Below are 23,500 nucleotides of genomic sequence, written 5' to 3' on the forward strand. Positions count from 1 at the left end.
TGACGAAAACCGGGCTCGACGGTCTGCGCATCAGTCAGCGGAACAGATACTTCGATACCTCCGGATTGCCACGGCGCCACATCACATTGTCCAGAAAATAATGGTGCACATTGATGAAGATGAGCACGATGAAGAAGAACAGCGATGACCCCAGCACTTGCCTGTCATACGGGATCAAGGCCGTCAGCGCGGATGGGATCAGCCAGAAGCCGAGATAGCCAAGGGCGGTGCCGCCGACGATAAAGCCGAAGAGCCGAAACCTGTAGAGGGGGCCGAGAAAGGACAGGATTTTCGGCTGCGGATCGCCTTCGGCATCGGAACTGTCTCGCTCGACGTTCGTCTGGTAGCGCCAGACCACGGCGAGATACTGCAGCGAGTGGAGCGCGGGCACGATCAGCAGCCAGAGCGGGTTTACGCGCGCAATCAGGATCCAGAGATAGAGCGACGCGACATAGGCCACCAAACCGTTATAGGGCAGGCCGCCGCTGTTCTTTCGCCAGCGATTGGCCAACATCAAAAGCGTGGCCGCCGTCGACGCAACGGCCGCCAGCATGCCGATGTCGGTAATCCAGGAAGGGGCCGCGAATGTGTAATAGTCCAGGCCATAATATTTGCCCTGGGTGACCGCCGTATTCGTCTGCAGCCATGCCAGGATCCACACCGCATAGGAGTTCACCAGCAGCACCTTCTTGTCGCGGTCGTCGAAGAATTTGCGCTTCAGCACCGCATCCACCATCAGCATGCCGTAGCCCTGCTTGACGTAGTGCCAACCGACAAAAAAGAACATCGCGTTGGTGGCATAGCCGAGCAGGCGCGTGTTCGCCGCCGCCGCGCCATAAGCAAAGAACCCGGCCATGACGAGGGGCACGACAATGCCCGCGAAGATGTAGCGAAGCTGCAGACTCCTGTCGTAGCCGTCGCCCGTCACCTTGCGCCCGAAATTGCGGTAGAAAAGCTGGTAGGAGTGGGCGAAGTGGGGATAGTTCACGAGATAGGCAACGATCACCATAGTTGCGGCCACCGGACCCTCATATTCGAGGGGAACGAGAAACAGCACCGGCAGGATGAGAAACGCGCTGCCGCCCAGCATGAGGAAATCGGCGACCGGGCCGAAGAGGTATTTTTGAGGCGCCGCCGCCTTAGGAGCGACAACATCGGCCGAAAGCTGAAGTGTCATGTCAGAACCCTCCCCTGGGAAGGGCTGAGTTTAGCCAGCGACTGATGTGACGACAAGGTTGCGCCGTCGATTGGCAACCAACTTAGCCAAGCCCCATCTCCAACCTCAGATGGGCTGCGTTTGTCACGATCCCTCCCAACAACATGAACACGGGAACTGCAATTCCCACCGCTCCTAGCTCCTGTGCAACAAGCGCAGAACCGAAAAAGGCAGCCAAGCCAACAAAGAGGGAAATCGGTATAAAAAGAGCCGCCCTCGTTAGGCCTTTGCGGTAAATGACATACGCCGAAGGGCCTAGCCATAAAAGCATCAGCGCTAAGATCCCGATCACGTCGTTGCCCCTAATTGCATCGCGCCAGATGCTTTTGATGAGATCAGCCCGCCGCTACCTCGTCAAGCGCAGGGCCGCGCGCTGGATAGAGTTGACCACCTTCGCATCGGTGCCGAAAACGGTCCGCACATCCCATTCCTCCGTCATACCCCTCCTCTGATCGTAAAAAAACCGGCACGATTTGCTACTAACATGTTAGTGTGCTAGCACGGCATACACACCTACTTCGGAGACCTTCCGGTGACATCACGCTTTGGCCTTTCGGCCGCTCTCGCCACGCCTTTCGATGCCCGCGAGCAGATCGCCACCGATCCCATGATCGCTCAGGCCAAAAGTTGCCTGGCGCAGGGTTGCGGCAGCGTGACGCTTTTCGGCACCACAGGGGAAGGCGCGTCGGTGGGCACGACGGAGCGGCGGTCGGTGACCGAAGCCATGCTGGCTGCTGGAATCTTGCCGCATCAACTCGTTGCCGGCGTGCTGGTCGACGCCGCCGAAGACGCCGCCGAACAGGCACAGCATGCCTTGCAGCGAGGCGCCCGAAACATTCTGCTGGCCCCGCCGAGCTACTTCAAGAATGTCGGCGAGGAGGGCCTTTTCGGCTGGTTCTCCGCCGTCTTTGCCGCGCTTGGCCCCCTCGCCCGTGACGTGCTGCTCTACAACATCCCTTCGGTTACCATGGTGCAGCTTTCGCTTGGCCTGATCGGCCGATTGCGCACTGCTTTTCCCGACGTGGTCGCCGGGGTGAAGGATTCCGGTGGAAACTGGAGCTACAGCGAGGCGCTGCTTGCCGCCTATGGCGATCTGGTGATCCTGATCGGCGATGAAAGGCATCTGGCGCGTGCGGTGCGACTGGGTGCTCAAGGTGCAATCTCGGGCATGGCCAATTTCGTCCCGGGCGAAATCCGCGCCATGGCCGAGGACGGGCGCGACGATCCTCGCGTCGAAAGTTTTGTGCTCGAATTGCTGAAATATCCGGTCACCCCCGCGGTAAAGGTCATGGTGGCGCGCAAGACCGGCGACGAGCGCTGGCTGGCGGTCCGTCCGCCGCTGGAGCCGATTGCGTTGCAAGGGCAGCAGCAGCTTGCCGCAGCCTATGACAGCCTGTTTGCCAGGGAACCGGCCTGACCGGCAAAGGGAAGCGCGCCGAAATGGAAGACGGCAACGAACCGACCACCCTCAGGGAGAAGGCCTATGCCAGCTTCACGCGGCATTTGCTGGCGCGCGACTTCAAGCCGGGCCAGTTCGTGTCGCAACGTGAGCTGGTTGCCTTCACCGGACTGCCGCTCGGCGCCATTCGCGAGATCGTGCCGCGTCTCGAGGCGGAAGGACTGCTGACGACCATCCCGCAGCGCGGCATGCAGATCGCCCATATAGACATCAGCCTGATCCGCGAGGCCTTTCAGTTCCGCCTGTTCATGGAGCGTGAAGCGGTGGCGCTGTTTACGGTAAGCGCCTCCGATGCCGAGCTTGCCCGCTTGCGGCGCGAGCATGAGTACATGCTTGCCCAGGCGCTGGCGCAAACCCCGACGCCGGAGATGGAGGCCAAGGCGCAGACCATCGACTGGGCCATGCACGACACGTTCATCGATGCGCTGGGCAACGAGATCATCGCCAAGGCCTATCTGGTGAATTCGGTGAAGATCCGCCTGATCCACCAGGAGCGGTTCCGTATCGACGGGCGCGTCGTGCCGGTCATGCGCGAGCACCTGGCGGTGATCGATGCGATGCAGAGCCGCGATCCTGGGAAGGCGGTCGAGGCCATCAGCCAGCATATCGAAAAGGCGCGCCGGCTGGCGCTGCAAATCTGAGGAAGCATGAGCCGCGCCGCGGTCGCTGCGGCGCAATCGACAACGACAACAACCGGGAGGAAGAAAATGTCGTCCAATCTGTTCAACCCAACCAGGAGGCAACTCCTCCAGGGAACCGCCGCCCTTGCCGCCGCCGGCTTTGCCGGCGTTCGCCCAAGCTTTGCCGCCGGCGTCGACTGGAAGCGCTTTGCGGGAACGACGCTTGACGTCAATCTGGTGAAAAGCCCGCGCAGCGACACGCTGATAAAATACATCGCCGAGTTCGAGGAACTGACCGGGATCAAGGTCAATGCCGAAGCGACGCCGGAACAGCAGCAGCGCCAGAAGACGGTGATCGAACTGAGCTCCGGCAAACCGAGCTTCGACGTCGTGCATCTGAGCTACCACGTGCAGAAGCGCCAGTTCGAAAAGGGCGACTGGCTGGCCGACATATCAGGCTATCTCGCCGACCCGACCCTGACCGATCCTGCGCTGGTGGAAACCGATTTCGCCGATGCCGGCATGCTGTTTGCCAAGGACGGCCAGGGCGTGCTGCGCTCGCTGCCGTTCTCGGTGGATTACTGGATCGTCTACTGGAACAAGGAATTGTTCGAGGCCAAGGGCCTCAAATACCCCGAGACGTTCGAGCAGCTGGTGGCCGCCGCCGAAACGCTGACCGATCCGTCGACCAACACCTACGGCTTTGTCGCCCGCGGCCTGAAAAACGCCAACACGCCGGTGTGGACGTCGCTGATGCTCGGCTACGACATGACGCCGCTCGATGACAAGGGCAAGCTGCGCACGACCTCGCCCGAGGCGGTCGAGGCCGCCAGCCTCTACCAGCGGCTGATGACCAAGTCGGCGCCTCCAGGCGTCACCGGATTCAACTGGGCCGAAGCCCAGTCCGCCTTCCTGCAAGGCAAGATCGGCATGTGGTTCGATGGCGTCGGCTTTGCCCCGCCGATGGAAAACCCGGAAAAGTCACGAGTGGTCGGCAAGGTCGGCTACGGCGTCATGCCCAAGGGGCCCAAGGCGCATGCCGCCGGCACCTTTGGCGACGGCCTCGGCGTGACGGCCGCCAGCGAGAAGAAGGAGGCCGCCTACCTCTTCTGCCAGTGGGCGATTTCGCCCGCCATGGGCGCGCGCCTGCTGCAGGCGGGTGCCGGCGTGCCGTTCCGCAAGTCGGTGCTGGAAGATCCCAAGGTGCGCGAAGGCGTCACCATGCCGGCGAGCTGGCTGGATGCCGTGGTCGGCTCGGGCAATGTCAGCCGGCTGTCGCTGCCGGTCATCATTCCGGTCACCGAGTTCCGCGACATCTATGGCGTGGCGCTGACCAATCTGATCGCCGGCGCCGATCCGGCAGAGGAACTGAAGAAGGCCACCGAGCAGTTCCAGCCGGTGCTCGACCGGAGCGAGCAAGGCTGATGTCCGCCATCACCCCAGAACGCACCGGGGTGACGACGCAAGCCATCGAAGGGGGCCAGACCATCCGTCTGGCTCCCAACTACTGGCCTTTCGTCGTCCCGGCGCTCGTCGTCGTCGGCGCCGTGATCGTCTTTCCCTGGGCCTTCACACTGTGGATGAGCGTCAACCGCTGGACCCTCGGCCAGGCGCGAAGCTTTGCCGGGATGGAAAACTATCTGCGGCTGGCAGTCGACCAACGCTTCTGGGAATCGCTTTTCCATACGCTGACCTACACGGCGCTTTCGGTCGCGGCGCCGATGTTCCTCGGCACTGTCGCGGCGCTGATCTTCGACGCCAAATTTCCGCTGCGCGGCCTGTTGCGCGGCGTCTTCGTCATGCCGATGATGGCAACGCCAGTCGCCGTGGCGCTGGTCTGGACGATGATGTTCCATCCCCAGCTCGGCGTGCTCAACTATCTGTTGTCGCTGGTCGGCATCCCGGCGCAGGAATGGATCTTTAATGCCAGGACGGTCATCCCGTCCCTGGTTGCGGTCGAGACCTGGCAGTGGACGCCGCTGGTGATGCTGATCGTGCTGGGCGGCTTGGCCTCCGTGCCGCGCGAGCCCTTCGAGAGCGCCGAGATCGATGGCGCAAACGCCTGGCAGCAATTCCGCTATCTCACCTTGCCGATGATCGCGCCGTTCCTGATGATCGCGATGATCATCCGCACTATCGATGCGCTGAAAAGTTTTGACATCATCTATGCCATGACCCAGGGCGGACCGGGCACGGCCTCGGAAACCATCAACATCTATCTCTACAACACCGCCTTCTCCTACTACGACATCGGCTATGGCTCGGCCATGGCCGTGGTGTTCTTCATCGTCATCGTCGCGCTGTCCTTCATCCTGCTGATGCTGCGCCAGCGCTCCCAATGGATCGGGGTGGAGGGCAAATAGATGAGTTCACGGCTGCTCAACCGGATCGGGCTGTTTTTCGCGGCTCTGGTCTTCGTCTCGCCGGCGATCCTGTTCTTCCTCTGGATGGTCTCGCTGTCGCTGAAGTTCGAGATCGACAACGGTGCATACCCGCCGATTCTGATCCCGAAACATCTCGCCTGGTCGAACTATGTGAAGGTATTCGAGGAGAACAATTTCCTGCTCTATTTCTGGAATTCGGTTCTGGTGACGGGCACGGCAACGTTGCTGGCGCTGCTGATCGGCGTGCCGGCGGGCTATGGCATCGCGCGGCTCAAGGCCGAACGCTCGGCGGTGGTCATCATGATCGCCCGCATGACGCCGGGGCTTTCCTATCTCATTCCGCTGTTCCTGCTGTTCCAGTGGGTCGGCATTCTCGGCACACTGTGGCCGCAGATCATCATCCATCTGGTGGTGACGGTGCCGATCGTGGTCTGGGTGATGATCGGCTATTTCGAGACCACGCCGATGGAGCTGGAAGAAGCGGCCAACATTGATGGCGCCAGTTCCTGGCAGGTGTTCCGGCTGGTCGCCTTGCCCATCGCCAAGCCGGGCATTGTCGTCGCCTTCATCCTGTCGATCATCTTCTCATGGAACAATTTCGTCTTCGGCATTGTGCTCGCCAGCCGCGAGACTCGCACGCTGCCGGTCGCCGTCTACAACATGCTTTCCTACGAGCAGGTGAGCTGGGGTCCGCTCGCCGCCGCAGCACTTGTGGTGACGCTGCCGGTGCTGGTGCTGACCCTGTTCGCGCAAAGGCAGATCGTCGCCGGGCTGACCGCAGGCGCCGTCAAGGGCGGCTGAGGCACGGCCCCGACATCACTCATTTCCGGGAGAAATCCAATGGCATCGGTAACAATCAACAACGTTCAGAAGGCTTTCGGAGCCGCCAAGATCATCCACGATGTCAGCGTCGACATCGCCGATGGCGAATTCGTCATCCTGGTCGGGCCGTCGGGCTGCGGAAAGTCGACGCTGCTGCGCATGATTGCCGGACTGGAAACGATCTCGGGCGGCAGGATCGCCATTGGCGATCGCCTCGTCAACAATCTCAGGGCGCGCGACCGAAACATCGCCATGGTGTTCCAGAACTACGCGCTCTATCCGCATATGACGGTGGCCGACAATATGGGCTTTGCCCTGAAGATCAAGAAAGCCGATCCGGCCGACACCGCCGGCCGCGTCGGCAGGGCCGCCAGCATTCTCGGCCTGGACAAGCTGCTCGACCGCTATCCGCGTCAGCTTTCCGGCGGCCAGCGCCAGCGCGTCGCCATGGGCCGCGCCATCGTGCGCGACCCGCAGGTGTTCCTGTTCGACGAGCCGCTGTCCAATCTCGACGCCAAATTGCGCGTGCAGATGCGCGGCGAGATCAAGGCGCTGCACCAGCGGCTGGGAACCACCACCATCTACGTTACCCACGACCAGATCGAGGCCATGACCATGGCCGACAAGATCGTCGTGCTGCATGACGGCCTTGTCGAGCAGATCGGCGCGCCGCTCGATCTCTACGATCGCCCGGCCAACCTCTTCGTTGCCGGGTTCATCGGCTCGCCGGCGATGAATTTCATTCGGGGCCATGTCGAGGAAGGTGTTTTCCGCAGCGCCGGTGGACTGATCTTGCCGCTGCCGGAAGGCATCGACCTGGCAAACATACCCGGCGGCGACCTCATCTACGGCATCCGCCCCGAACACATCCGAGCGACGACCGCCAAAGGAATCCCCGGCACGATCGTGCTTCTGGAAGCAACGGGTTCGGAAATCTTTGCCAGGGTCAACTGCGCCGGAGAAGAAATCTCCTGCCTTTTCCGCGAGCGGCTGGCACTGAAACAGGGCGAGCAGATGCGCATCGAGATCGACCGCGCCTGCGCTCATCTGTTCGACGTCAAGACCGGGCGGCGATTGTAGGGGGCGATGGGGGCTGCTGACAGGGCAACTTCCGCACGAAATATTTCTGGTGAGCGCGTCGGGGTTCGAACCCGAGACCTACTGATTAAAAGTCAGTTGCTCTACCGGCTGAGCTACGCGCTCCCGCGGGCTCTAAAGGCCGCCCTCGAAATTGCGCGGAACATAGGGAGAGTGCCGCGACCGGTCAACCGGAAAAAGATGGCCCTTCGACCGGGGTTTCAGCCATCGCCAGACGCGCCGCAAATTGCGTCGTCACCAGCCCGGTGAGCCGCTCCCGCAACGTGGTCGCCGCTTCGATCTGTTGGCGCGCGAGACGCGCCTTTTCTCACGCGCCGAATTCGAGAAACATTACAAATCAGCAACTTACTGTTTTGGTGGGAACCATCGCACGAGCGGGCCGTTTTCGTCTCACAAGGGACGTCAACCACCCTTCAAGGAGAAGATCATGAACAAGATCGCAACGGGTCTACTGGCGACCACCCTGTCAATTTCGTTTGCCGCGGCCGCCGCTATGCCGGCCAATGCCGCCCAGATGTTCGTGCCCCAGTCATCAGCAACTTCGTCCGACATCGTGAATGTGGGCGATTCTCGTCATGACAACTGGCGATGGATGCGCCACGGCAACCGCAATTCCGGCAATCGCGATTTCCGCGTAGGCCGCCAGTTCTCGCGCAACAATGATAGCGGCAGCTATTGGAATGGCCATCGCGGCTATCGCGAATATCACCGCGGCTATCGCCGTCACGGCGACTACTGGTTCCCGCTGGCTGCCTTCGCCACCGGCGCCTTGATCACCGGTGCGATCGTCAACAGCGAGAACAACCGCGTCTACGGCGGCGATGCGCATGTGCAGTGGTGCTACGACCGCTATCGCTCCTACCGCGCCTCGGACAACACATTCCAGCCCAACTACGGCCCTCGGCGGCAGTGTAATTCGCCCTATTGATGTGTTAGGGCGAAGTTAGGGTAGGACGGAGCCTGCGCCGGCAACGGGCGCGGGCTTCGTCTTTTCGCGGACTTGGTCTTAAGTGCGAAATCAGGACGCGCTCAATGTCCGGCGCACCGCGTCGCGCCAACCCGCCAGTTTTGCCGAGCGGGTGTCGGCATCCATGTCCGGCTTGAAGCGGCGCTCGAGCGCCCAGCTCTTGGCAAAATCCTTCGCCTTCGGCCACACGCCTGCTTTCGAGCCGGCAAGCCACGCCGCACCCAGCGCCGTCGTCTCCAGAATGGTCGGGCGATCGACCGGCGCATCGAGGATATCGGCCAGCCGCTGCATGGTCCAGTCGGAGGCCACCATGCCGCCGTCGACGCGAAGCACGGTTTTGGCCGACGCCCCCTTCCAGTCCTTGCGCATGGCGTCGAGGAGATCGCGCGTCTGGTAGGCGACGGATTCCAGCGCCGCGCGGGCGAACTCCGCCGGGCCAGAGTTGCGGGTCAGCCCGAAGATCGCGCCACGCGCCTCGGCGTCCCAATGCGGCGCGCCGAGACCGACGAAAGCCGGCACCAGATAGACGTTCTGCGTGGGGTCGGCGGTTGCCGCCAAAACGCCGCTATGCTCGGCCTTGCCGATCACCTTGATGCCGTCGCGCAGCCATTGCACGGCGGCACCCGCGATGAAGATCGAGCCTTCCAAGGCATAGGTAGTCTTGCCGTTCAGCCGATAGGCGATGGTGGTCAACAGCCGGTTCTTCGAGCGCACCAGATCGGCGCCGGTGTTGAGCAGCGCAAAGCAGCCGGTGCCATAGGTCGATTTCATCATGCCCGGCTCGAAACAGGCCTGGCCGATGGTCGCTGCGTGCTGATCGCCGGCCACGCCAAGGATTTTGATTTCGGCGCCAAACAGGCTTTTTTCCGTCACGCCGTAGTCGTCGGCGCAATCCTTGACCTCAGGCAGCATCGCCACCGGGATGCGCAGGATGGAGAGCAGCTCGTCGTCCCAGACATTTTTCTCGATGTTATAGACCAGCGTGCGCGAGGCGTTGGTGGCATCCGTCGCATGCACCTTGCCGCCGGTCAGCCGCCAGATCAAAAAACTGTCGATAGTGCCGGCGAGCAGTTCGCCCTTTTCGGCGCGCTTTCTCGCACCGTTTACCTTGTCCAGCATCCAGGCGATCTTGGTGCCGGAGAAATAGGGATCGAGCAGCAGGCCGGTCTTTTTGGTGAACTTTTTCTCCAGGCCGTGTTTTTTCAGCTTCTGGCACAGCGGCGCGGTGCGGCGGTCCTGCCAGACGATGGCATTGTGGATCGGCTTGCCGGTCGCCTTGTCCCAGATGACGACGGTTTCGCGCTGGTTGGTGATGCCGATCGCCGCCACATCCGAGGCCTCGCGGCCGGCGGCCTTCAGCGCGCCTTTGACCGTCGCGACGACGCTTGCCCAGATCTCTTCCGGATCATGCTCCACCCAGCCGGAGGCAGGATAATGCTGCGTGAATTCCTGCTGCTTGCTGCCGGCGACCTTCATCGCGCCGTCGAACAGGATCGCCCTGGTCGATGTCGTACCCTGGTCGATTGCAAGGATGTATCCGGTCATTAGTCCTCCCGGTAGCTCGCCTATACAAACAGGGGAGACGGCAAGATGCCGCCTCCCCGTTCACTATGATCCTGGCGCGTACGCCAAGATTACTTCTGCCAGCTCTTCACCAGTTCGTCGTAGTTGATGGTGATCGGCTTTTCCTTCTCGTTCTCGATCTTCAGCTGAGGCGCGAGATTGCCGTTCTTGACCGCGTCGGCGTTCCAGTAGGCGAGGTCATGCTCTTCGGCCATCTTCGGGCCGATATCGCCCTGGACGCCCGACTTCTCGATGCGGGTCATGACTTTTTCCTGCTCGGCGCAGAGCGAGTCCATGGCTTCCTGCGCCGTCTTGGCGCCGGACGAGGCATCGCCGATCGCCTGCCACCAGAGCTGTGCCAGCTTCGGATAATCGGGCACGTTGGTGCCGGTCGGCGACCACTGAACGCGGGCCGGCGAGCGGTAGAACTCGATCAGACCACCGAGCTTCGGCGCACGTTCGGTGAAGCTCTTGTCGTGGATCGTGCTTTCGCGGATGAAGGTCAAGCCGACATGGCTCTTCTTCACGTCGACCGTCTTCGAGGTCACGAACTGCGCGTAGAGCCAGGCGGCCTTGGCGCGGTCGGTCGGCGTCGACTTCATCAGCGTCCAGGAACCCACGTCCTGATAGCCGAGCTTCATGCCGTCCTTCCAGTAGACGCCATGCGGCGACGGGGCCATGCGCCACTTCGGCGTACCGTCGTCGTTCAGCACCGCCTTGGCGCCGGCGTCGACCATCGAAGCGGTGAAGGCGGTGTACCAGAATATCTGCTGCGCGACCGCACCCTGTGCCGGCACCGGGCCGGATTCGGAGAAGGTCATGCCCTGGGCTTCGGCCGGAGCGTAGGCCTTCAGCCAGTCGAGGTATTTCTGGATCGAGTAGACGGCAGCCGGGCCGTTGGTGTCGCCGCCGCGCGCCGTGCAGGAGCCGACCGGCTGTGATTTCTCGTTGACCTTGATGCCCCATTCGTCGACCGGCAGGCCGTTCGGCAGGCCCTTGTCGCCGTTGCCGGCCATCGACAGCCAGGCATCAGTGAACCGCCAGCCGAGCGACGGGTCCTTCTTGCCGTAGTCCATGTGGCCATAGACCTTCTTGCCGTCGATCTCGCGGCCGGTGAAGAACTCGGCGATGTCCTCATAGGCCGACCAGTTGACGGGAACGCCGAGGTCGTAGCCGTATTTCGCCTTGAAGTCGGCCTTGTTCTTCTCGTCGTTGAACCAGTCGTAACGGAACCAGTAGAGGTTGGCGAACTGCTGGTCGGGCAGCTGATAGAGCTTCTTGTCCGGCGCGGTGGTGAAGGAGGTGCCGATAAAATCCTTCAGGTCGAGGTTCGGATTGGTAACGTCCTTGCCCTCGCCCGCCATCCAGTCGGTCAGGTTGCGGACCTGCTGGTAGCGCCAGTGGGTGCCGATCAGGTCGGAATCGTTGACCCAGCCGTCATAAAGGTTCTGGCCGGTCTGCATCTGGGTCTGGATCTTCTCGACGACGTCGCCTTCCTGGATGACGTCATGCGTGATCTTGATGCCAGTGATGGCGGTAAAGGCCGGCGCCAGCACCTGCGATTCATACTGGTGGGTGGCGATGGTTTCGGACACGACCTTGATGTCCATGCCGGCGAAAGGCTTCGCGGCATCGATGAACCACTGCATTTCTGCTTCCTGGCCGGCGCGGTCGAGCGTCGACAGCGGGCCGATTTCCTTGTCCAGAAACGCCTTGGCCTCATCCATTCCGGCGTAGGCGTTGCCTACCCCGAGCAACAGGACAAGGGCAGTTGTTGATGTTAAAAATTGCCGTCGCATAGGTTTCCTCCACATTTAGGTTTCAAGTGCGATCTGGAACGGCCGCCGGCACGCGGTCGATCCAACAGTTTCCCCCTCTATACGTAGCGGAACACGCCGACGGCGTAGACCACGGAGAGAGCGAGAGCCCACCACAGGTTGGATCCGACAAGACCCAGCCAAGCGAGATGGATAAAGGCGCTGCCAAGCAGCGACAGAAAAAGACGGTCGCCGCGCGTCGTCTCGAAGCGCAGGATGCCGACGCGCGGATTGCCGCCCGGCGAGGCAAATTCCCAAAACGCCATGCCACACAGCAGCAGAAGAATGGTGCCGAAGAACGCCGCCGTCGGCCACGTCCACGCCATCCAGGTGAGGTCGAGATTCATGGTGACACCCTCCCCAGGGCAAAGCCCTTGGCGGTGGTGGTGAGGGTGAACCCGTGCTTTTGTTTCATCACACCCTCCCCAGGGCGAAGCCCTTGGCGATGTAGTTGCGGACAAACCAGATGACGAGCGCGCCGGGGATCAGCGTCAGCACGCCGGCGGCGGCAAGCAGGCCCCAGTCCATGCCGGCGGCCGAGACGGTGCGGGTCATGGTGGCGGCGATGGGCTTGGCATCGGTGGTCGTCAGCGTGCGAGCGATCAAAAGCTCGACCCATGAGAACATGAAGCAGAAGAAGCACGCGACACCGATGCCGCTGGCGATCAGCGGCATGAAAATCCTGACGAAGAAGCGCGGGAAGGAGTAGCCGTCGATATAGGCTGTTTCGTCGATCTCTTTGGGCACGCCCGACATGAAGCCTTCGAGGATCCACACCGCCAGCGGCACATTGAACAGGCAGTGCGCCAGCGCCACGGCGATGTGGGTGTCGATCAGGCCGAAAGCCGAATAGAGCTGGAAGAACGGCAGCGCGAACACTGCCGGCGGCGCCATGCGGTTGGTCAACAGCCAGAAGAACAGATGCTTGTCGCCGAGGAAGCGGTAACGCGAAAAGGCGTAGGCCGCCGGCAGCGCGGCGGCCACCGAGATCACCATGTTCATCACCACATAGGTGATCGAGTTGATGTAGCCCGAGTACCAGGAGGCGTCGGTAAAGATGGTGACGTAGTTGGCGATCGTAGGCTGATGCGGATAGAGCGTCAGCGAGGAGACGATCTCGGCATTGGTCTTGAAGCTCATGTTGATGAGCCAGTAGATCGGCAGCAGAAGCACGATGATGTAGATCGTCGGCACGATCCACCACCAGCGCGATTCCTCGCCGCGCTTGCGCATCAGCCGGGCGACCTGATCCTGCGAAAGCGTGCTCGCCAATTTTCCCGAAGCGGTGGTTTCGCTCACTCTGTCGGCTCTTTCGTTGGCGCCGCTCATCTCAGCGCTCCGCGTCGTAGTTGGTCATCACGGTGTAGAACACCCACGACAACAACAGGATGATCAGGAAGTAGACCAGCGACATGGCGGCCGCCGGACCGAGGTCGAACTGGCCGAGCGCGGTCTTGACGAGGTCGATCGACAGGAAGGTGGTCGAGTTGCCGGGGCCGCCGCCGGTGACGACGAAGGGCTCGGTGTAGATCATGAAGCTATCCATGAAGCGCAACAGCACGGCGATCAAAAGCACACGCTGCATCTTCGGCAGCTGGATATAACGGAACACCGCCCAGCGCGAGGCGCCGTCGATCTTGGCCGCCTGGTAGAAGGCATCCGGGATCGAAACCAGGCCGGCATAGCAGAGCAGCACGACAAGGCTGGTCCAGTGCCAGACGTCCATGATGATGATGGTGACCCAGGCGTCGAACGGATCCTGCACGTAATTGTAGTCGATGCCGAGCGCGTTGACGTAGTAGCCGAGCAGGCCGATGTCGTTGCGGCCGAAGACCTGCCAGATGGTGCCGACGACGTTCCACGGAATGAGCAGCGGCAACGACATAAGCACCAGGCAGACCGGCACGCCCCAACCCTTCTTCGGCATGTTGAGCGCGATGAAGATGCCGAGCGGCACTTCGATGGCCAGGATGATGACGGAGAAGATCAGGTTGCGCACCATGGCTTCCCAGAAGCGGCTGGACGACAGCAGTTCCTCGAACCACTGGGTGCCTGCCCAGAAGAAGACGTTGTTGCCGAAGGTGTCCTGCACCGAATAGTTGACGACCGTCATCAGCGGAATGACGGCCGAGAACGCCACCAGCACCAGCACCGGCAGCACCAGGAACCAGGCCTTGTTGTTCCAGGTCTTTTCCATCTATGCCCCCATCTCGACACGCCCCATCTCAACCAGCCAGGAATCGGCATAGATGTTGATGCCGGCCGGATCGAAGCGAACCTTTGGGTCGGCCGGCACGCTCTCGTCCTCGCCGATGACGGCAGCGATCTCGCGGCCTTCGAGGCTGGCGCGCACCACCTTGTGGCGGCCGAGATCCTCGACCTTGCTTATTTTAACCGCCATGCCCTCGCGGCCGAGCCTGACATATTCGGGGCGGATGCCGAGTTCGATGGCGCCGGAGCTCCCAGCGGCGGTCTTTGGCGCGCCGGGCAACTCGATGCGCTGGCTGCCAATGGTCGCAGTCTTGCCGTCGATCGCCACCGGCATGACGTTCATGCCGGGCGAGCCGATGAAGTAACCGACGAATGTGTGGCGCGGGCGCTCAAACAATTCAGCCGGCGTGCCGATCTGGACGATGCCGCCATCATACATGACGACGACCTGGTCGGCGAAGGTCAGCGCCTCGGTCTGGTCATGGGTGACATAGACCATGGTGTAGCCGAAGCGGCGGTGCAGTTGCTTCAACTGCGATCGCAGCACCCATTTCATGTGCGGATCGATAACCGTCAGCGGTTCGTCGAACAGGATGGCATTGACATCCGAGCGCACCAGGCCGCGGCCGAGCGAGATCTTCTGCTTCTGGTCGGCGGTCAGGCCCCTCGCCTTCTTCTTCGCCCACGACGCCAGGTCGATCATCTCCAGCGTCTCGCGCACCTTGCGGTCGACATCGGCCTCCGGCACGCCGCGATTGCGCAGCGGGAAGGCAAGATTGTCGTAAACGGTCATGGTGTCGTAGATGACCGGGAACTGGAACACCTGCGCGATGTTGCGCTCCTGCGTCGACAGATTGGTGACGTCCTTGCCGTTGAACAACAACTCACCGTGCGAGGGGTGCAGAAGTCCCGAAATGATGTTGAGCAGCGTGGTCTTGCCGCAACCCGAGGGCCCAAGCAGCGCATAGGCGCCGCCATCCTCGAATGTGTGGTGCACTTCCCGCAGCGCAAAATCGGCATCCTTCTGCGGATTGGGCAGGTAGGAGTGCCTGACATGGTTGACGTCGATGCGCGCCATCTCTTCCCCCTCAGGCCGCAAGCTTCGGCGCGGCGACGGCGCTGCCGTTGCTGTCGAAGACCATGATGTGGCGCGGATCGATAAACACCTCGATCTCGGCGTCCGGCTCGAAATCGCGGATGCCGTGGGCCAGCATGACCCAGCGCGCATCGGCAAAATCGAGGTGGATGAAGCTTTCCGAGCCGGTGATCTCGGTGATCGTCACCTTGGCGCGCACCGGCACCGCGGCAGCGTTGGGCCGCTCCAGCGACAGATGATGCGGCTGAAAGCCGATCGTGTAATTGGCGTCGGCAATGCCGGCGAGTTCGGCCGGCACCGGCAGCTTGACGCCGCCCTCGAGCAGGAAATCCGGGCCCTTCTTGGCCAGCACGATGGTGTTGAGCGGCGGATCGGCAAAGGTTTTCGCCGTCACCAGGTCGATCGGCTTGCGGAAGACGTCGATGGTCGGCCCGAATTGGGTGATCCGCCCCTCGGACAGCGTCGCCGTATTGCCGCCGAGCAGCAAGGCTTCATGCGGCTCAGTCGTGGCGTAGACGAAAATGGTGCCGGCGGCGGCAAATATCTTGGGCAGTTCGGCGCGCAGCTCCTCGCGCAATTTGTAGTCGAGATTGGCGAGCGGCTCGTCGAGCAGCACCAGGCTGGCATTCTTGACGATGGCGCGGGCCAGCGCCGTACGCTGCTGCTGTCCGCCGGACAGGCTGAGCGGCGTGCGGTCGAGATAGGGTGTGAGCTTCAGAAGCCCTGCCGCGTTGCGGACTTCCTTGTCGATCTTGGCCTGGTCGGTGCCGGCGACGCGCAACGGCGAGGCGATGTTCTCGTAGACGGTCATCGCGGGGTAGTTGATGAACTGCTGATAGACCATGGCGATCTTGCGCTGCTGCACCGGCATGCCGGTGACATTCTGGCCGTCGAACCAGACTGAACCGGTGGTCGGCACGTCGAGCCCGGCCATCAGCCGCATCAGACTTGTCTTGCCCGACAGTGTCGGCCCGAGCAAAACGTTGAGCGAGCCGTGCTGAAGCGTCAGCGACACGTCGCGGATATGCTCCACCGCGCCGACCATCTTCGTCACGTTTCTCAGTTCCAGCATGATGCCTCCTCCCAGGCTTTGTGCATCAATCGCCTTCCCTATTCCGCTGCCGCGACATGGCGCCGGCTGATGCCGCGCATGAATTCGTCAAGCGCCGAGGCCTGTTCGCGGCTGAGATGCAGACCGCGCTTGGTGCGACGCCACAATACATCTTCGGCGGTCAGCGCCCATTCATTTTCGCTGAGGTAGCGTACCTCGGCCTCATAGAGATCGGCGCCGAAATTGCGGCCGAGATCGGCGTTCGACTTGGCAAGGCCGAGCAGCACTTGCGCGCGCGTGCCGTAAAGCCGGGTCAACCGACGCGCCAGGCGCTGGTCGAGGAAAGGATAGGCGCTCTTCAGCTTCGCCACCTGGACGTCGAAACCGGTGGCCGGGAAATCGCCGCCCGGCAAGGGCGCGTTCGCCGTCCACGGCTTGCCGCGCTTGCCGAGAAAACCTTCGATCTTTTCCAGCATCGATTCCGACAGCCGGCGGTAGGTGGTGATCTTGCCGCCGAAAGCGTTGACGATCGGCGCCTTGCCCTCGCCGCCATCGGCTTTCAACACATAGTCGCGGGTCGCTTCCTGCGCCTTCGAAGCGCCGTCGTCGTAGAGCGGGCGCACGGCCGAATAGGTCCAGACGATGTCGGGGCGCGTCACGGCTTCAGCAAAATATTCGCTCGCCGCCGCGCAGAGATAGTCGATCTCGGTGTCGCTGATCTTCACGTCATGCGGATCGCCGGGATAGTCGCGATCGGTGGTGCCGATCAGCGTAAATTCTTCCTCGTAAGGGATGGCGAAGATGATGCGCCCGTCCTTGTTCTGGAAGAAGTAGGCGCGCGGATCATCGAATTTCTTTTTGATGACGATATGACTGCCCTGCACCAGGCGCACATTGTGCACGTCGTTCTGGCCCACGGTGGTCGACAGGACGTGGTCGACCCATGGACCGGCGGCATTGACCAGCAGCCGGGCCTTGACCTCGTCGGCATCTCCCGTCCGCACGTCTTCCACGCGGATCGCCCATAGATCGCCTTCGCGCCGCGCCCCGACGACTTTCGTGCGGGTGCGGATGGTGGCGCCGCGGTCGGCGGCGTCACGCGCGTTCAACACCACCAGCCGGGCATCGTTGACCCAGCCGTCCGAGTACTCGAAGGCCTTGTGAAACAGCGGCTTCAGCGGCTTGCCCGCCGGATCCTTGGACATGTCCAGTGTCCGGGTCGCCGGCAGCAATTTGCGGCCACCAATATGATCGTAGAGGAACAGGCCGAGCCGGATCAGCCAGGCCGGGCGCAGGCCCTTGGCATAGGGCAGCACGAAGCGCATCGGCCAGATGATGTGCGGCGCGTTCTTCCACAGAACCTCGCGCTCCATCAGCGCCTCGCGCACAAGCCGGAACTCGTAGAATTCGAGGTAGCGCAGGCCACCATGGATCAGCTTGGTCGAACCGGAGGAGGTTCCGCTGGCGAGGTCGTTCATCTCGGCGAGAAATACCGAAAAGCCCCGCCCAACGGCGTCGCGGGCGATGCCGCAGCCATTGATGCCGCCACCGATGACGAAGATGTCACGGACTGCGTCCACAAATCCCTCCCGCGATTTCGCATTGCAGCATTTTTGAGTTGTTACGAAACCGTATCGGGATTATTTCGAAATAAGAACGAATGTCAAACGAAATGTAACGGGACCGTGATCGATAGCCTAGCCGAGCGACGTTTCGATCAATTGAACCTCCGCTTCCTCGCAGATCTTACGCACCGACGGGATGTCGCAACGGTCGGTGATGAAGGTGTTGACTTGCGAGAGATGGCCGATGCGAACCGGCGCGGTGCGTTCGAACTTGGTCTGGTCGGAGACCAGGATGACATGCCTGGCATTGGCGATAATGGCTTGCGCCACTTTCACTTCGCGAAAGTCGAAATCGAGCAACGCGCCGTCATGGTCGATGGCCGAGGCGCCGATCACTGCATAGTCGACCTTGAACTGCCTGATGAAATCGACCGCGGCCTCGCCGACAACGCCGCCGTCGGAGCCACGCACGACGCCGCCGGCGATTACCACCTCGATCGAAGGATAGATGCGCATCCTGTTGGCAACATTGATATTATTGGTGATGACCATCAGCCCGGTATGGTCGAGCAGCGCCTTGCTGACCGACTCGGTCGTGGTGCCGATGTTGATGAACAGGGAGGCGTTGTCGGGTATCAGCCTGGCCGCCGCGCGGCCGATGGCCTCCTTCTCGTCGGCGGCAATCTTGCGGCGCGCCTCATACTCCATGTTCTCGATGCCGGACGGGAACAGGGCCCCGCCATGGATGCGCGTCAGCAGCCGCTGGTCGCAGAGATCGTTGAGGTCCTTGCGGATGGTCTGTGGCGTCACGTTGAAATGCGTGGCGAGGTCATCGACCAGCACACGGCCATGGTCCTTCGCCATCTGGATGATCTCGGCATGGCGCGGCGACAAATACACTGAGAACCTCCCGTTTTCGTTTTTCTTGTTTGTAGCTGAAAACGAAAGCAATGAAAAGGGAGACGCCGGCTAATGAAATATCGATGATTGCAAAGGCGAACCGGGCAGATACGGCTCAGACCCGCTCCGCCACCTTGCGGGTGACAGCCGCGACTTTACCTGGCGAGCGGATCATCAGGAAATTGCCGGACCAGTATCCCGGGATTCGCCAAGTGCCTTTGATCTCGGTTGCATCACCGTTGATGATGCCGCTGTAGTGAATCGGGTGCGCCTTCAATTCGGCCTTGTCGTATGTCTTGGTAAAGGAGACGGCGTTGCCCTCTCGCTGCCCCTGCAGGCTTGCGTATCTTGCCGTGCTGGTCGCCGCCGGTTCGTGGGTCATCCCCGTCAAGCTGGTTGCCGTCTCGATCAGCGTTGCAACGAAGGAAACCGGCGGCAGTTCGCGCGGATAGAAATAGCGCCCGCTCCAGACGCCCGTCAGATTCTGGCTAACCCCTTCGGCCCTTCCGGCCATATGCTTGCTCGCAAGTCCTTGCTGGCTTGCCCCGGCGGCGGCAACCACCCGGGCAATCCCTGTCAGTCCTTCGGGGATCTTGCACACTCGCAGATGACAGTGAAGGCGGTATCGACATCGGCCGCGGTTGTCTCGAACTGGCCTGCCTGGAAGCGGATGGCGACCCGGCCATCGACACGCGTCTGCGTCAGGTAGATACGGCCGTCATTGTTGATGGCGTCGACCAGACGCAAATTGTGCTCGTCGGAGTCAACGCCGGATGCGGCGCGATGCCGGAACGAGAACAGCGACAGCATCGGCTGGCTGGCGAGCTCGAAATCCTCCTCCTCGGCCAGGCGCGCTGCTATGCCTTCGCTCCAGGCGACGTGATTGCGGATCATGGTGCGCAGCGCCTCGAGGCCATGGGCGCGCAGCAGGAACCACAGCTTCAGCGCCCGGAAGCGACGGCCGAGAGGCACCGACCATTCGGAGTAGTTGATGATGCCGTCATGGCCGCGAGTTTTCAGATAGTCCGGCTTGATCGCCAGTGTGCGCACGAGATCCTCCGGCTGGCGGACGAACTGGATCGAGCAGTCGAATTGCGCGCCCAGCCATTTGTGCGGGTTGAAGACGATCGAGTCCGCGCCCTCGACACCGGTCCAGAAATGCCGGTATTCCGGACAGATCATCGCCGATCCGGCCCAGGCGGCGTCGATATGCAGATAGAGCCCCTGGCGTTTGGCCACCGCGGCCACTTCAGCGATGTCGTCGGTGCCGCCGGTGCTGGTGCCGCCGACGCACGCGATGATGCCGGCCGGCAATAGGCCGGCGGCGCGGTCGGCAACAATCGCCGCTTCCAAAGCCGCGGTATCCATGGCGCGGTAGGTGCCAGCGACGGGAATGCGGACGAGGTTTTCCTCGCCAATGCCGGCGACCCAGATGGCGCGGTCGATCGAGGTGTGCACCTGGTCGGAGGAATAGACGCGCAGCCTGCCCTGCCCGGAAAGACCCTTCTTGTTGCCCTGCCAGTCGAGCGTGCGCTCGCGCATGGTCAACACGGCGGCCAGCGTCGCCGATGATGCGGAGTCCTGGATCACGCCGGAAAAGCCTTCGGGCAGGCCGAGCGCCTGGCGCATCCAGTCGACGATGCGCGTCTCAAGCTCTGTCGCCGCCGGCGAAGTCTGCCACAGCATGCACTGCGCGGCCATCGCAGAGACCAGATATTCGGCCACCACCGAGACGGGTGCTGCATTGGCCGGGAAATAAGCAAAGAAACGCGGATGCTGCCAATGCGTCATGCCGGGCACGATCTTGGCTTCGAAATCGGCGAAGATCGTCTCCATCGATTCCGCGGCCTCCGGCGGAGAAGCTTCGATGCTCCTGAAGATCTCGCCCGGCGCTATGGCAGGTCGCACGGGCCGATCGCGAAGGCCGGCGCGGTAATCAGCGCCCCAGTCGGCGGCGCGCCTCGACCAGTCGCGGAATTGCTCGTTGTCCATGGATCCTCCCGACACGCCGATCAGCCAGCCGTTTGAATTTTGATTAACATGTTAAATAGAGACAGGCAACCGCGACGAAGGTCCCGCGCTACCCCGGAAAATCCGGCAGGCTGGCAAAGGCCGTCTTCAACGCGTTCGACCAGCCTTCGGAAATAGCACGATAATATCGATCGTCCTGGCCGATGCGCTTTTTCAAACCCACCGTGAACGTGTCCTCCTCCAGGAACAGCAGGTCGAGAGGCAGGCCGACGGACAGGTTCGATTTCAGCGTCGAATCGAACGATACCAGCAAGAGCTTGACCGTTTCAGCCAGGCTCATCGTCCTTTCATAGGCACGGATGATGATCGGCTTGCCGTATTTGGTCTCGCCGATCTGGAAGAACGGCGTGTCGTCGGTCGATTCAATGAAATTGCCCTCGGGATAGATCATGAACAGCCGTGGCGGGCTGCCCTTGATCTGGCCGCCGAGGATGAAGGAGGCGTTGAAATAGGAATCCGCCTTTTCGCCGGCAGGCGACGAGCTGGCGATGACTTCCTTGACGGTGTCGCCGACCAGCCGCACCGTCTGGTACATGGATGGGGTCTCGAGCAGCGTCGCGTGGCGTTCCGCCACCGCCTTGGTGCGCTCGTCGAGCAGGCTGACCACGGCCTGCGTCGTAGCCAGATTGCCGGCCGACATCAGTACGATGACGCGCTCGCCTGGCTCTTCCCAGACATGCATCTTCTTGAAAGTGGAGATCGAATCCATCCCTGCATTGGTGCGCGTGTCCGACATGAACACGAGCCCACGATCGATCTTGAGGCCGACGCAATAAGTCATGGAATCTCTTCAGGCAGCAATCTTGCCGGAGACTACTGCTCTACCGTGACGGTGACTGCAAGCTGTTCCTCCGCCTGTCCCAGTCGAATTCCCGACACCGGCGAGGCGTCGCGATAATCACGGCCGGTGGCTACCCTGACATAGCGTTCATCGGGAGAAATGCCGTTGGCGGCGTCGAAGGCGACCCAGCCGAGACCCTGAACATGGGCTTCGGCCCAGGCATGGCTTGCCGCCTGCTCGATGGCCGCATCCATCATCAGATAGCCACTGACATAGCGGGCCGGAAAACCCATGACGCGGGCTGCGGTGACAAAGATGTGGCTGTGATCCTGGCAAACGCCGGTCTTCAGCGCCAATGCCTCTTCCGCCGGGGTCGTCACGCTGGTGGTGCCCGGCGTGTAGGCGACGCGCTCGACGATCAGCGCCATCAGCCGATGCAGCCTTTCGATGTCGGTACCTTTGCCGACCGCCGCGGCAAGCTCGCTTATGCCCTCGCCGGGGATGGTCAAAGCTGTCTCCTGGCTGAACAGCCACAGTGGCGCAAAGCCGTGATGCGGACCCGAGACGCCCGCTGTGTCGCGGGTGACAACCTCGCCGGAGGCCTCGACGGTGATGAAGTCGCGCTCGCCCTCGACGCTCAACAGCCTGTTATCGTTGCCGAAATGGTCGTTAAAGCGGACTTCCTCGCGCGCGCCCTCGATCTTCAGCGCCCAGGACAGCACGGTCTGCGTCGGGCCACTGACCGGTAACAGGCGTAGCCGCTGCAACAGATAGTGCACCGGCGCGTCGTAGCGGTATTCGGTACGGTGGGTGATCTTGAGCCGCATGCCTATTTTCCGTTTGTAAGCATGATCTTATCCGAAAACCGGGTCTCACTTGTCGCTAGCGCGGTCCTCCGGTTCGCGATCATGCTCAATTGAACCGGTAATCTTGTGCGATCTCTTCGCCAAGCTTGGTGTTGTCTTGAATGAACCTGGCCAGGAATTCGTGCAGGCCGGTGTCGAATATGTCCTTGATCGACCCTGCCTGCAGCATCGCCTGTGTCCTGTCGACGGTGGCGTGGCAGGCATGACGGTCGCCATAATCGTCGCCGAGGAACTTCAGATGCTCGGCGAGAAAACGATAACAGAAGGTCAGCGAGCGCGGCATGCGCACATTGAGGATCAGATAGTCGGCAATGTTGGTCGGTTTGTAGTCGGCCTCATAGACCCAGCGATAGGAACGGTGCGCCGACACCGAGCGCAGGATCGATTCCCACTGGTAGTTGTCGAGGCTCGAGCCGACCCAGGAGATCGACGGCAGCAGCACGTAGTATTTCACGTCGAGGATGCGTGCCGTGTTGTCGGCCCGCTCGACATAGGTGCCGAGCTGCGAGAAGTCGAAGATCTCGTTGCGCAGCATCGTGCCGTAGAACGAGCCGCGGATCAGCGCCGTCTCGCGCTTGATGGCGTCGAGCACACTCGGCAGGTCGCGCTCGTCGATCGGCTTTGCCAGCATGCGCTTCAGGGCCATCCAGGCTTCGTTGATGCTCTCCCACGTCTCGCGCGTCAGCGCGGTGCGCACCATGCGGGCATTGTTGCGAGCGGTCTCGATCGCCGACATCGTGCTCGACGGGTTCGAGGTGTCGCGCAGCAGGAAGTCGGCGACGTTGGCGGCGGTATAGTCCTTGTATTTCTGCGTGAAGGTGACGTCGGAGCCGGCGCTGAGCAGCACCGAATTCCACTCTTCCGACGCGCTCTGGGTGCGGGTCAGAGCCATGCGAAGGCCGGCATCGACCAGACGCGCCATGTTTTCCGCCCGCTCGATATAGCGGTTCATCCAGTAGAGCCCGTTGGCGGTGCGGCCGAGAAGCATGTGAAGTGGCCTTCGGGCTAGTGAGTAGGGAATAGTGAGTAGGGATTAGTAAGCATTTGAATCTC

At 61.8% G+C, this 23,500-nt stretch carries 22 protein-coding genes and 1 tRNA gene; 7 read left to right on the top strand and 16 right to left on the bottom strand.

The annotated features are described in order from the left end of the window. Positions 1 to 34: 34 nt before the first annotated feature. Positions 35 to 1,177 (bottom strand): hypothetical protein, encoded by a 1,143-nt coding sequence (locus tag NKJ18_RS12065; RefSeq protein WP_352758289.1) that lies wholly within the window; start codon positions 1,175 to 1,177, stop codon positions 35 to 37. A gap of 571 nt (positions 1,178 to 1,748) precedes the next feature. Between NKJ18_RS12065 and NKJ18_RS12070 the strand changes: the two genes are divergently transcribed. The 6 genes from NKJ18_RS12070 (at position 1,749) to NKJ18_RS12095 (ending at position 7,581) form a co-directional block, all read left to right on the top strand. Further along, positions 1,749 to 2,633 (top strand): dihydrodipicolinate synthase family protein, encoded by an 885-nt coding sequence (locus NKJ18_RS12070; protein WP_352758290.1) that lies wholly within the window; start codon positions 1,749 to 1,751, stop codon positions 2,631 to 2,633. 23 nt (positions 2,634 to 2,656) lie between these two features. Beyond that, positions 2,657 to 3,316: a GntR family transcriptional regulator gene (locus NKJ18_RS12075; RefSeq protein WP_352758291.1), complete on the top strand. Its 660-nt coding sequence runs from the start codon at positions 2,657 to 2,659 to the stop codon at positions 3,314 to 3,316. Positions 3,317 to 3,382: 66 nt separating this feature from the next. After that, entirely contained in the window at positions 3,383 to 4,720 is a 1,338-nt protein-coding gene (locus NKJ18_RS12080; protein ID WP_023806080.1) for an ABC transporter substrate-binding protein, read from the top strand. Then, positions 4,720 to 5,658, top strand: a complete 939-nt coding sequence (locus NKJ18_RS12085; protein WP_023670984.1) for a carbohydrate ABC transporter permease — start codon at positions 4,720 to 4,722, stop codon at positions 5,656 to 5,658. Before NKJ18_RS12080 ends, NKJ18_RS12085 begins: the two co-directional genes overlap by 1 nt. After that, positions 5,659 to 6,480, top strand: a complete 822-nt coding sequence (locus tag NKJ18_RS12090) for a carbohydrate ABC transporter permease (RefSeq protein WP_352758292.1) — start codon at positions 5,659 to 5,661, stop codon at positions 6,478 to 6,480. A 39-nt stretch (positions 6,481 to 6,519) separates the two neighbouring features. After that, positions 6,520 to 7,581 carry an ABC transporter ATP-binding protein gene (locus tag NKJ18_RS12095; protein ID WP_352596382.1) on the top strand — a complete coding sequence of 354 codons (1,062 nt, stop codon included), beginning with the start codon at positions 6,520 to 6,522 and terminating at the stop codon, positions 7,579 to 7,581. A gap of 47 nt (positions 7,582 to 7,628) precedes the next feature. Here NKJ18_RS12095 and NKJ18_RS12100 read toward each other — a convergent pair. After that, positions 7,629 to 7,704 (bottom strand) — tRNA-Lys (locus NKJ18_RS12100). Between the two features lie 322 nt (positions 7,705 to 8,026). Between NKJ18_RS12100 and NKJ18_RS12105 the strand changes: the two genes are divergently transcribed. Then, complete coding sequence (locus tag NKJ18_RS12105) at positions 8,027 to 8,527, top strand: BA14K family protein (RefSeq protein WP_352758293.1); 501 nt, start codon at positions 8,027 to 8,029, stop codon at positions 8,525 to 8,527. Between the two features lie 90 nt (positions 8,528 to 8,617). Here NKJ18_RS12105 and glpK read toward each other — a convergent pair whose 3' ends face one another. From glpK to NKJ18_RS12175, 14 genes are all read right to left on the bottom strand, one after another. Further along, positions 8,618 to 10,111, bottom strand: a complete 1,494-nt coding sequence (glpK, locus tag NKJ18_RS12110; RefSeq protein WP_023819856.1) for a glycerol kinase GlpK — start codon at positions 10,109 to 10,111, stop codon at positions 8,618 to 8,620. Between the two features lie 89 nt (positions 10,112 to 10,200). Then, complete coding sequence (locus NKJ18_RS12115) at positions 10,201 to 11,928, bottom strand: ABC transporter substrate-binding protein (protein WP_023670978.1); 1,728 nt, start codon at positions 11,926 to 11,928, stop codon at positions 10,201 to 10,203. A gap of 77 nt (positions 11,929 to 12,005) precedes the next feature. Beyond that, a complete protein-coding gene (locus NKJ18_RS12120) occupies positions 12,006 to 12,293 on the bottom strand; it encodes a DUF2160 domain-containing protein (RefSeq protein ID WP_023670977.1) in 288 nt (95 codons plus the stop codon). Between the two features lie 67 nt (positions 12,294 to 12,360). After that, positions 12,361 to 13,275, bottom strand: a complete 915-nt coding sequence (locus NKJ18_RS12125; RefSeq protein ID WP_023670976.1) for a carbohydrate ABC transporter permease — start codon at positions 13,273 to 13,275, stop codon at positions 12,361 to 12,363. A gap of 1 nt (position 13,276) precedes the next feature. Next, a complete protein-coding gene (locus tag NKJ18_RS12130) occupies positions 13,277 to 14,143 on the bottom strand; it encodes a carbohydrate ABC transporter permease (RefSeq protein WP_352758294.1) in 867 nt (288 codons plus the stop codon). After that, positions 14,144 to 15,235: an ABC transporter ATP-binding protein gene (locus tag NKJ18_RS12135; protein WP_023700777.1), complete on the bottom strand. Its 1,092-nt coding sequence runs from the start codon at positions 15,233 to 15,235 to the stop codon at positions 14,144 to 14,146. It abuts the gene before it with no gap. Positions 15,236 to 15,245: 10 nt separating this feature from the next. Then, a complete protein-coding gene (locus NKJ18_RS12140) occupies positions 15,246 to 16,325 on the bottom strand; it encodes an ABC transporter ATP-binding protein (RefSeq protein ID WP_023700778.1) in 1,080 nt (359 codons plus the stop codon). A gap of 38 nt (positions 16,326 to 16,363) precedes the next feature. Continuing rightward, entirely contained in the window at positions 16,364 to 17,884 is a 1,521-nt protein-coding gene (gene glpD / locus NKJ18_RS12145; RefSeq protein ID WP_023700779.1) for a glycerol-3-phosphate dehydrogenase, read from the bottom strand. Positions 17,885 to 18,001: 117 nt separating this feature from the next. Further along, the gene (locus tag NKJ18_RS12150) at positions 18,002 to 18,769 is read right to left on the bottom strand and encodes a DeoR/GlpR family DNA-binding transcription regulator (RefSeq protein WP_023670971.1); all 768 of its coding nucleotides are present in this window, start codon (positions 18,767 to 18,769) and stop codon (positions 18,002 to 18,004) included. A gap of 115 nt (positions 18,770 to 18,884) precedes the next feature. Beyond that, on the bottom strand, positions 18,885 to 19,331 hold the full coding sequence (locus NKJ18_RS12155) for a hypothetical protein (RefSeq protein ID WP_023693406.1): 447 nt from the start codon (positions 19,329 to 19,331) through the stop codon (positions 18,885 to 18,887). Between the two features lie 14 nt (positions 19,332 to 19,345). Next, positions 19,346 to 20,761 carry a pyridoxal phosphate-dependent decarboxylase family protein gene (locus tag NKJ18_RS12160; protein ID WP_023715834.1) on the bottom strand — a complete coding sequence of 472 codons (1,416 nt, stop codon included), beginning with the start codon at positions 20,759 to 20,761 and terminating at the stop codon, positions 19,346 to 19,348. 88 nt (positions 20,762 to 20,849) lie between these two features. Beyond that, positions 20,850 to 21,581 (bottom strand): proteasome-type protease, encoded by a 732-nt coding sequence (locus tag NKJ18_RS12165; protein WP_023684646.1) that lies wholly within the window; start codon positions 21,579 to 21,581, stop codon positions 20,850 to 20,852. Positions 21,582 to 21,613: 32 nt separating this feature from the next. Continuing rightward, positions 21,614 to 22,408 (bottom strand): transglutaminase family protein, encoded by a 795-nt coding sequence (locus NKJ18_RS12170; RefSeq protein ID WP_023670966.1) that lies wholly within the window; start codon positions 22,406 to 22,408, stop codon positions 21,614 to 21,616. Between the two features lie 85 nt (positions 22,409 to 22,493). Further along, complete coding sequence (locus tag NKJ18_RS12175) at positions 22,494 to 23,435, bottom strand: alpha-E domain-containing protein (RefSeq protein ID WP_023670965.1); 942 nt, start codon at positions 23,433 to 23,435, stop codon at positions 22,494 to 22,496. Positions 23,436 to 23,500: the final 65 nt, after the last annotated feature.

This window comes from Mesorhizobium sp. M0217 (assembly GCF_040321955.1).
In the GTDB taxonomy this organism is placed as follows: Bacteria; Pseudomonadota; Alphaproteobacteria; order Rhizobiales; family Rhizobiaceae; genus Mesorhizobium.

Coding starts and splice junctions, on each gene's coding strand:
- NKJ18_RS12075 (WP_352758291.1), top strand. CDS start 2,657: ATGGAAGACGGCAACGAACCGACCACCCTCAGGGAGAAGGCCTATGCC.
- NKJ18_RS12090 (WP_352758292.1), top strand. CDS start 5,659: ATGAGTTCACGGCTGCTCAACCGGATCGGGCTGTTTTTCGCGGCTCTG.
- NKJ18_RS12170 (WP_023670966.1), bottom strand. CDS start 22,408: ATGCGGCTCAAGATCACCCACCGTACCGAATACCGCTACGACGCGCCG.
- NKJ18_RS12125 (WP_023670976.1), bottom strand. CDS start 13,275: ATGAGCGGCGCCAACGAAAGAGCCGACAGAGTGAGCGAAACCACCGCT.
- NKJ18_RS12175 (WP_023670965.1), bottom strand. CDS start 23,435: ATGCTTCTCGGCCGCACCGCCAACGGGCTCTACTGGATGAACCGCTAT.
- NKJ18_RS12065 (WP_352758289.1), bottom strand. CDS start 1,177: ATGACACTTCAGCTTTCGGCCGATGTTGTCGCTCCTAAGGCGGCGGCG.
- NKJ18_RS12095 (WP_352596382.1), top strand. CDS start 6,520: ATGGCATCGGTAACAATCAACAACGTTCAGAAGGCTTTCGGAGCCGCC.
- NKJ18_RS12115 (WP_023670978.1), bottom strand. CDS start 11,928: ATGCGACGGCAATTTTTAACATCAACAACTGCCCTTGTCCTGTTGCTC.
- NKJ18_RS12105 (WP_352758293.1), top strand. CDS start 8,027: ATGAACAAGATCGCAACGGGTCTACTGGCGACCACCCTGTCAATTTCG.
- NKJ18_RS12130 (WP_352758294.1), bottom strand. CDS start 14,143: ATGGAAAAGACCTGGAACAACAAGGCCTGGTTCCTGGTGCTGCCGGTG.
- NKJ18_RS12140 (WP_023700778.1), bottom strand. CDS start 16,325: ATGCTGGAACTGAGAAACGTGACGAAGATGGTCGGCGCGGTGGAGCAT.
- NKJ18_RS12120 (WP_023670977.1), bottom strand. CDS start 12,293: ATGAATCTCGACCTCACCTGGATGGCGTGGACGTGGCCGACGGCGGCG.
- NKJ18_RS12165 (WP_023684646.1), bottom strand. CDS start 21,581: ATGACTTATTGCGTCGGCCTCAAGATCGATCGTGGGCTCGTGTTCATG.
- NKJ18_RS12135 (WP_023700777.1), bottom strand. CDS start 15,235: ATGGCGCGCATCGACGTCAACCATGTCAGGCACTCCTACCTGCCCAAT.
- glpK (WP_023819856.1), bottom strand. CDS start 10,111: ATGACCGGATACATCCTTGCAATCGACCAGGGTACGACATCGACCAGG.
- NKJ18_RS12080 (WP_023806080.1), top strand. CDS start 3,383: ATGTCGTCCAATCTGTTCAACCCAACCAGGAGGCAACTCCTCCAGGGA.
- NKJ18_RS12160 (WP_023715834.1), bottom strand. CDS start 20,761: ATGGACAACGAGCAATTCCGCGACTGGTCGAGGCGCGCCGCCGACTGG.
- NKJ18_RS12085 (WP_023670984.1), top strand. CDS start 4,720: ATGTCCGCCATCACCCCAGAACGCACCGGGGTGACGACGCAAGCCATC.